10 protein-coding genes are annotated in these 7,322 nt (G+C 72.9%); all 10 read right to left on the reverse strand.

What is annotated here, in order from left to right; genetic code table 11:
* Positions 1–206, reverse strand: a 206-nt coding sequence (locus GT354_RS53745; RefSeq protein ID WP_237534605.1) for a hypothetical protein, incomplete at its 3' end; no start/stop codon positions are given.
* Between the two features lie 21 nt (positions 207–227).
* Positions 228–743: a hypothetical protein gene (locus GT354_RS10745; RefSeq protein ID WP_161356056.1), complete on the reverse strand. Its 516-nt coding sequence runs from the start codon at positions 741–743 to the stop codon at positions 228–230.
* Positions 740–1,237 carry a hypothetical protein gene (locus tag GT354_RS10750; RefSeq protein WP_161356057.1) on the reverse strand — a complete coding sequence of 166 codons (498 nt, stop codon included), beginning with the start codon at positions 1,235–1,237 and terminating at the stop codon, positions 740–742. Before GT354_RS10750 ends, GT354_RS10745 begins: the two co-directional genes overlap by 4 nt.
* Before the next feature lie 27 nt (positions 1,238–1,264).
* Positions 1,265–1,804, reverse strand: coding sequence for a hypothetical protein (locus GT354_RS10755; RefSeq protein WP_161356058.1), 540 nt, complete (start codon positions 1,802–1,804; stop codon positions 1,265–1,267).
* A gap of 9 nt (positions 1,805–1,813) precedes the next feature.
* Complete coding sequence (locus tag GT354_RS10760) at positions 1,814–2,422, reverse strand: hypothetical protein (RefSeq protein ID WP_161356059.1); 609 nt, start codon at positions 2,420–2,422, stop codon at positions 1,814–1,816.
* 114 nt (positions 2,423–2,536) lie between these two features.
* A complete protein-coding gene (locus GT354_RS10765; protein WP_161356060.1) occupies positions 2,537–3,841 on the reverse strand; it encodes a hypothetical protein in 1,305 nt (434 codons plus the stop codon).
* A 26-nt stretch (positions 3,842–3,867) separates the two neighbouring features.
* On the reverse strand, positions 3,868–4,050 hold the full coding sequence (locus tag GT354_RS10770; protein WP_161356061.1) for a hypothetical protein: 183 nt from the start codon (positions 4,048–4,050) through the stop codon (positions 3,868–3,870).
* 20 nt (positions 4,051–4,070) lie between these two features.
* A complete protein-coding gene (locus tag GT354_RS10775) occupies positions 4,071–4,922 on the reverse strand; it encodes a hypothetical protein (RefSeq protein WP_161356062.1) in 852 nt (283 codons plus the stop codon).
* 80 nt (positions 4,923–5,002) lie between these two features.
* Positions 5,003–5,854 carry a hypothetical protein gene (locus GT354_RS10780; protein ID WP_161356063.1) on the reverse strand — a complete coding sequence of 284 codons (852 nt, stop codon included), beginning with the start codon at positions 5,852–5,854 and terminating at the stop codon, positions 5,003–5,005.
* A 60-nt stretch (positions 5,855–5,914) separates the two neighbouring features.
* A partial coding sequence (locus GT354_RS10785; RefSeq protein WP_161356064.1) for an ATP-binding protein occupies positions 5,915–7,322 on the reverse strand: 1,408 nt, incomplete at its 5' end.

Raw genomic sequence — 7,322 nt, forward strand, 5'->3', positions numbered from 1 at the left:
GGCCGGCGGGCGGTGGACTGCGCCAGGACACGGGGGTGTCCGGCGGGGGCTCGGGCCGGGGCCGCCGCACGGGTCGGCGCCCGCACGGTGTCGTGTTCGCTCGCGCCGTCGACGAACCGGCTCCGGCGACCGGGGTCGATGCCCGAGGTGGCCCGCGGCCACTCCCGGTCGGCGTGTTCGCCGCGGACACTCGCGTGGTCCGCCACGACGGGCTCGGCGAGCGGTGTTCACCGTCGGCTCCCGGGCTGGGGAGCGGCCTCCGGTGACGGCAACGCGCCTGGTGTGGAAGCCGGGAGGGCACGAGGGGCGGACGTTCGGGGGAAAAGTGCCGCAGCACCGAGGACACGGGCGGCTCGGGCGGAGACGGCTCGCGCGACGTGCGATGTCACCTGCGTGGGGTCGAGGTGGGGGCAGGTCTCGACCAGCCGTCGGATGGCGTCGTCCACGGTCGGGTGGTGGCTGTGGACCACCACCCACAGGCGCTCGGCCGGGCTGGTCCACAGCACGGACCTGAGGTAGCGCAGGTCGGGCGGCGCGGCCTCGTCGCAAGCGATCGTCGCGCGGCCGGGATGATCCCACTCGTCGCGCGTCGGGATGTCCACGACCCAGGCCAGGTGTGGCCTGCGGCCGGCGACGTACCGCGCGGAGTCCTCCGACACGTCGTCCGCCGGGATCCACTCCTCGGACACGATCTCGGCGCGAGCGGGTCGAGCGGGCTGCGCTTTCGCGGGTTCGAGGGTCACCGGAAGGGGTTCTCGCTCGGGCGGTCCCGCCCGGTGGCGGCTTCGACGAGTTCGGGCAGGTCGTCCGGGGCGCTGTCGCGCTGGTCGATCCACCAGCCCGCGCGGGTGACCGTACGGGCCGCCTCCTCGACGCCCTGCCAGTCGTCCTCGGCGAGTTCGCCCTCGACGACCAGGGCGGTGTACGCGGCCGAGACGAGGATGTGCCGGCAGCGCGTGCCCCAGGCGACCGCCCGCTCGGTGCCCTCCAGCGGCGGCATCGCATATCGCTGCGTCCAAGCGTCGGCGGCTTCCCGCTCGGCGGCTCGGCGTGCTTCGAGCCACGCGCCCTTGTCTGCGTCGTCGCCGGCTCGGGCCGCGCGCCAGCAATCGCCGCAGCCCCGCGTCGCGAGCCAACGCGCGAATCCGCTGCGCTCGTCCGCCGACTTGTGGGAGAGGTCATTGGCGGCGCTGTGGCCGCAGGCGTGGTCGACGGTCCAGGTGGTCTGTACAGGCATGGCTGTCCTCGGGGTCGTCGGGGAGGGTCAGCGCGGGCGGTGCCGCGTGGCAGTGGCAGCCGCCCACGGTGCGGGCCGCACGACCGATGGGGGTTCGGGCTTGGGTGCCGCAGTGGTGCGCGCGGCAGCGAGGGCGGCCCGCGTCGCGGCGGGACCCGGCCTGACCCACGGGGCGGCGGCACGATCGTCCGGAAGCGGCTGTGGGTCGGGTTCGTTGCGTGGCGCCGCCCCGATGCCACGTGCCGGGGGTGGGTAGGGGGCGATGAGGTGTTCACTCGCGGACACGATGTCGTTCGCGGCGCGGGCAAGGTGGGTTCGGGCGTCTCGCAGGCACGCGCGCGCCCGGTCGGTGTCGCGGTCGGGGACGCCCCGGCTGCGCGTGGCCGCAGTGAGCAGCAGGTTGTCCAGCGCGGCGAACAGCGTTCCTTGTCCGCCCAGGTGGTGAAGTGCGTCGGCGAGGGCGTCCGGTCCGGTCATGGAGGCGGCGAGGACGTCGATGTCCGCGGCGTTGTTCAGGCGTCGTGCGGCCCGGTCGTCGTGGGCGTCGGTCGGGCTGTGCGCGTGCATCACCGGGGTTCACCGCCCGGGTTCGGATATCCGAGCGGACTTCGCGGCCGTCTTGCGTCGGGGCTTCCAGGCGGTCAGGAGGGAGGCTGCGGTGCCGAGGGAATCGTCTACGTGGGCGAGGTGCTCCTCGGCTGTCCGTAGCGCGTCCTGAATCGCGGCTCGGGCCGGGCCGGGGTGGTCCTCGCTGCGCTTGCGGAGGCTGGCCACGACGCTCCTCACTCCGTCGAGGGCCCCGAACTCGTCGCGGAGTTCGTTGATCACGGCAGCTTGGTGGCGGGGGCGGGGTCGGAGTTCGATCGCCGCGGCGGTCGCGTACAGGGTCAGGCCGACATCGAAGCCCATGAGCGGGGCGCCGAGCGGCAGATGGTGCAGGTCGGGATCGACGTGGAACCGGGCGACGTGGGGTTCGATGTCGCGAACGAGACGTGCGGCACGGTTGCCCTGGGCCCGGTCGGTGAGGTCGCGGGGCAGCACATACGCGTGGGCGGTGTCGGACCAGGCGAACCCCCTTATGGCGACCGCGGATTCGAGGTCGGGGCGTCGGTAGTCGTCGCGGGTGCGCAGGACGATGCCGTGGCCGGGTTCGTGGAGCATGGTCAGTGCGTTGTCGAGGTTCATCGGTGTCTCTCACGATCGGTGGTGCGGTCGATGGGCGATTGCGTGAACGGGAAGGCAAGCGGGCGGAGTGAGGGACTCACCCGGTGGCTCGCTCGGGTTCCGGTGGCCGCGCGCTCAGCGGGTGCGGCCCGGTTGGGCTGCGGCGGTCCAGGCCGGATGGGCGACGACGGGGATGCGACCGGCGGGTGGGACGGCGGCCTTACCGGTGGAACGGGCTGCGGCGGCACGGGCGGTCGCCGTGGTCGACGCGGTGACGGCGGGGCGTTCGGGCATGTCGGCCAGGTGGTCGCCGACGTCGATCAGGGCACCGCCGACCCGGTCGAGGGCGCGGGCCGCCTCCCGGAGCTGGGCGGAGAGTTCGATGCCTGTCTCGCCGGGCAGTTCGGCGCACTGTCGGGCGGCCGTCTCGACGAGTTCGTGCACTGCGGTCAGCGCGCCGGCATCGTCGGTGACCCGGTCGAGAGCGGTGCCGATCTCGGCGGCGTCGGCCGTCGAGCTCAACGGCGCGACGAGCTTGCGGCTCGTCGCCGCGTTCGGCGCGGAGGCCGTGGTCGTGGAGGGGTCCGCCTTGGTGGTGGGGCGCTCGGCGCGCAGGCGCTCGCTCGCCTGGTCGAGGGAGGCTTCGACGCGACCCAGGGCCTGGGCGGCGTCGGTGAATCGGTCCGCCAGGTGGGCGCCCGCAGTGGCGGCGCGGGTCGTGCACCACGCGGCGGCGGCCCGGATCAGTCGGCGGACGGCTTCCAGGAGTGCCCTGGCGCCGGCGGGGCCGTCGAGTTCGTCGACCGTCTCGGGTGATTCGTCGGTGACGGACGGCATCTGTGCCGCTGTGCTGGTGGCCGACGCGGACTCCGGTGCCGGCGTGGTCTGTTCGGTGCTCAGGGTGCCGGGTACGACGTGGACCTTGGTCCCGGTGGCGGCCATCACCTGGCTCGCGTTGCGGACGATGTCGCTCGCGGCGGCGTGGTCGGTGCCGGCGGGCAGGGTGTACACGTCCAGGTCGGGGTCGTGCCGGAAGCCGGCGACGCGAAGGACCATCCGGGCGTATGGGCGGTCGTCGGAGACGGCGGCGACGATGCCCTTGGTGGGGTGCCTGCCGAAGGCGACGTCCGGTTCGCCCTGCGCCGGAGCGGGCTGTGTGCGGCGTGGGGCGGGTGCGGGTCGCAATGTGCCGGGTTCGGGTTCGAAGGCCAGGTCGGTCTCGACGTCGAAGCGTGCGGCACGCAGGATCGCGACGGCCTGGGCGGCGCGGTCGGCGGCGGGTTGGTTGCTCGCGGTGAGGGTGTAGAGGCCCTTGTCCGTGGTGCGTTCGAAGCCGAGGCGGTTGAGGAGCTGCTTCGCGGCGGGCAGGTTCGAGTGGTTGTTGGCGACGACGCCGAGGGTGGGGTGGTCGCCGATGACGATGTCGGGGGTGGTGGCCATGGTTCGGCTCCTGGGTGGTGCGGTGGTCAGCGGTGCCGGGCGGGACGTCGACTGCCAGCGGGAGGGGCCGGTCCGACGCCCACGGCGTCGAAGCCGGCCAGGGCGAGCAGGCGGACGGCCAGGGAGGGGGCGGCGTCGGTGGTCAGGGCGACGATCCCGAAGCGTGGGTGGACGCCGATCGAGACTTCCGTCGAGGGAACGGGTGCCATGGGTCTTTTGCCTTCGAGGGTCAGCTCCGGCGTGGTGCGGTGGGTCCGGGTGGTGGGTCGAGCGGTCGGGGCCGCGTCGGGGTGGTGGTGTGCCGGGTGCCGTGTTTGTAGGGCGCGGCCTTGAGGGCGGTGGCGAGATCCGCGAGGGAGTTCTCGTCGGCCAGGTCGGCGTGGACGACGACGCCGGCCGCGCGTAGGGACTGCACGGCCCTGCGTGCCAGGGCGATGTCGCCGTCGTAGAGGCTCAGGCGGCCCGGGCCGGCCGACTCGAAGCCCCAGTTCGCGAGCAGGTCCAGAGTGGTCTGTGGCGTGTTCTCGCCGGTGTAGGCGACCGCCAGGTCGTACAGGGGGTCGCGCCCGATGCGCAGGTGCGGTTCGGTCGCCGAGGATGCTGCGGTGTCGATGCGGCGGCGCGGGGTGGGGTCGAGCGAGGCGATCCGCGCTCGCAGGAGCGGCAGGAGGTCCGTCTTGATGGTTTCCGCCGCCTGTTCGGCGTCGTGCGTGATCACCGCGGTGGGCGGTGCCTGCGGGTCGCGGGGGTAGTCGTGCCGGGGATCGGCACCCCATGGGGCGAGCGCGCCGACCAGGTATCGGTCGCGTCCGACCGGGACCACGAGGAGTCGCTCGACGGCCGGGCCGAGAAGGACGGCCGCGTGCGGGCACTGCGGCGTGTTCAGGGTTCGGGCCAGGACACGGGTGTTCCAGACCGTGTCGGCGAGGAGATGTCGCTGGCGGGAGGGGACCTGGCTCGCGTGGCTCTGCCACCAGCCGGGCAGGCGGTTCGCGATCGTGTCGGCCAGGTGATACAGGACGCTGAAGTCGGCCAGTTCCTGGTGTCGCCTGTCCCACTCGCTGGGCTCGTCGCGGGTCATGTCGCCTCCTGGGTTGCGTGATTGGTTGCGCCCCGGCTGTGGTGCGCGAGGTCGCCGGGTGCGCGTCTGGGTGCCGGCGCTCACGGTCGCGGCGGCCTGCCCGGGCGCACCGGGGGGACCGGGGGGCGCGGCGGGCTCGACGTCGGCCCCGGTGCGGTGGTCACGGTGGTCGTCGAGGTCGCGCCGCTTCTGCGCGCGGCGTCGGCCGGCTCGGGGAAGTCGGGTCCTTTGCGCACGCGGATACCGACGTGTTGGAGGTGTTCGACGAGGTGGTCGGCCTGCTGCCGGTCCCAGTCGTAGCGCGTGTAGACGCAGTGGCCGGTGCGCGTGAGCCCGTGGTATTCGAGGTCGTGGATGGTGTGCCAGTCGGCGGTGTCGGTGACTTGGGCGGTGAGTTGGCCGGCGTGCCTCCAGGTCCGCCCGACGCCGACGACGACTTCGGTGCCGTCCGCGACGGCGGCTTGGCGCAGCGTGGTGACGGCGGCCTTTTGCTGGGGCAGCAGAGTCGCCGCGATGGCTTCGACGGCGCGGTGGGGGTCGGCGGGGACGTGGAGCACGGCCGGGGCGTGGGGGTCGTGGGTCCAGTCGTGGTCGAGGTTGACGTGCGTGGGGGCCAGGCACGCGGCGAGGACGGTGTCGGGGTCGGTCGGGTGCCGGATCAGCAGGACGTCGCCGTCGCGGCGCAGGCAGAGGTTCAGCTTCTGGCCCGGGGTGGTGGTCAGGGCCTCGCGCATCTCGTCGGCGCCCCACAGGTCCTCGCCGAGTTCGGTCATGGAGTCGCGGTCCATGTTGTATCCGCCGATGTGGAAGGGCATGGGGAGTCGGTCGGCGGCGGTGGAGCCGATGGCCCGGAACCTGTTCGCGAGGGCGGTGTCCTGGGCTGCGGCCTCCTCTTCGGGGGAGGCGAATGTGACGCGGCGGGGGTCGCTCATGACCTCACGGCCTTTTCGTGGGGGCTCGCGGGTTCGTCGGTCCGGGTTGGTGAGAAGCCTTCAGCGCCGGTGAACTCGCGGGGGCTTTTGGTGCATGCGGGCGTCGGTGTCGAAGAGGGAAAGCTCGAAGGGATGCAGGAGGTGTTGGACGATGAAGGACCGGCCGGCGACCTTCCACAGCCCGCGGCCTTTGGTCAGGGCCGCGACCGCCTGCGTCTCCACGCCGGTCAGGCCCAAAAGCCCTGCCGATGCGGCGAGTTGATCGGCTTCCTGGCGATAGATGATGCGCGTGCTGCAGTCGGCGAGCAGGCCCTCTGCGAGGGCGCGTCCGCGGGATCCGGCGTCGCCCGCGCTCATCAGATCGCTCAGACGGTGGATGACCATCAGGTTCGCGATCCCCAGTCCTCGGGAGAGTTTCCACTGGGACTGCATGCGCTCCAGCAGCGGCACGTGGCGCATCACGCGCCATGCTTCGTCGTAGATCACCCAACGCCGTCCACCGTGTGGGTCGGCGAGAGCGGATTCCATCCACGCGGACGCGCAGGTCATGGCCAGGACCAGGCCCGTGTCGTCGCCGCCTGCGCCCAGGCGTGAGAGGTCGATGCTGAGCATCGGCGCCTTGGCGTCGAACGCGATGGTCGACTCCGCGTCGAACATCCCGGCCAGGTCGCCCGCGACCAACCGGCGCAGCGCGTGGGCCAAGTCTTGGGCGGCGGCGCCCAGATGGCCGGTGGGTTCGCCGAAGGCGGTGTCGAGGGCGGTGGGGTTGCCCAGGATGTGGGCCACGTCGCCCAGGAGGGGGGTGCGGTTCTCGTCCGTGGCGAGGGCGACGGCGCGGTCGAGGGCGACGTCAAGAGCGGTGTGTTCCATGGGCTGCAGGTCGCGTCGCAGGACCGTGCGCGCGAGCGAGCCGAGGAGGAGGAGTCGGCGCTTGCGGATCTCCGTGGACCAGTCGCGCTCGTCGACCCCCTCCGGGCGTCCGGGTGCGTCCAGGGGGTTGAGCCTGCCGGGAAGCCCGGGGCCCAGCGCGATGGTGTCTCCGCCCAGGGCCCGGCTGACGGCGGTCCACTCGCCCTTGGGGTCGCACGGCACGTAGATGCGGTAGCCGTGGGCGATCGCCCGTACCGCCAGTGACTTGGCCAGTGCCGACTTGCCCATGCCGATCACGCCGGCCAGCAGCACGTTGGGGTTGGTGAAGCCGTCGAGTTTCCCGTACAGGGTGAACGGGTCGTAGGTGAAGGCTGCTTCGGCGTGGACGTCGCGGCCGATGTAGAGGCCGTGGGCGCCCAGGCCGCCCTCGGCCAGGAACGGATAGGCCCCGCTGGCGATCGCGGTCGTCATGCGGTGCGCGGGAAGGCGGAGCTTGCCGCCGCGTGCCGAGGCCGGGCCGGGGCGTCCTGCGGGTGGGTACAGCGGCGCGGTGTCGGGGTCGACGCCGGACGCGGTGCGTCGGCGGTCGCGGCGTCCG

It is taken from the genome of Streptomyces sp. SID3343, assembly GCF_009865215.1.
GTDB lineage: Bacteria > Actinomycetota > Actinomycetes > Streptomycetales > Streptomycetaceae > Embleya.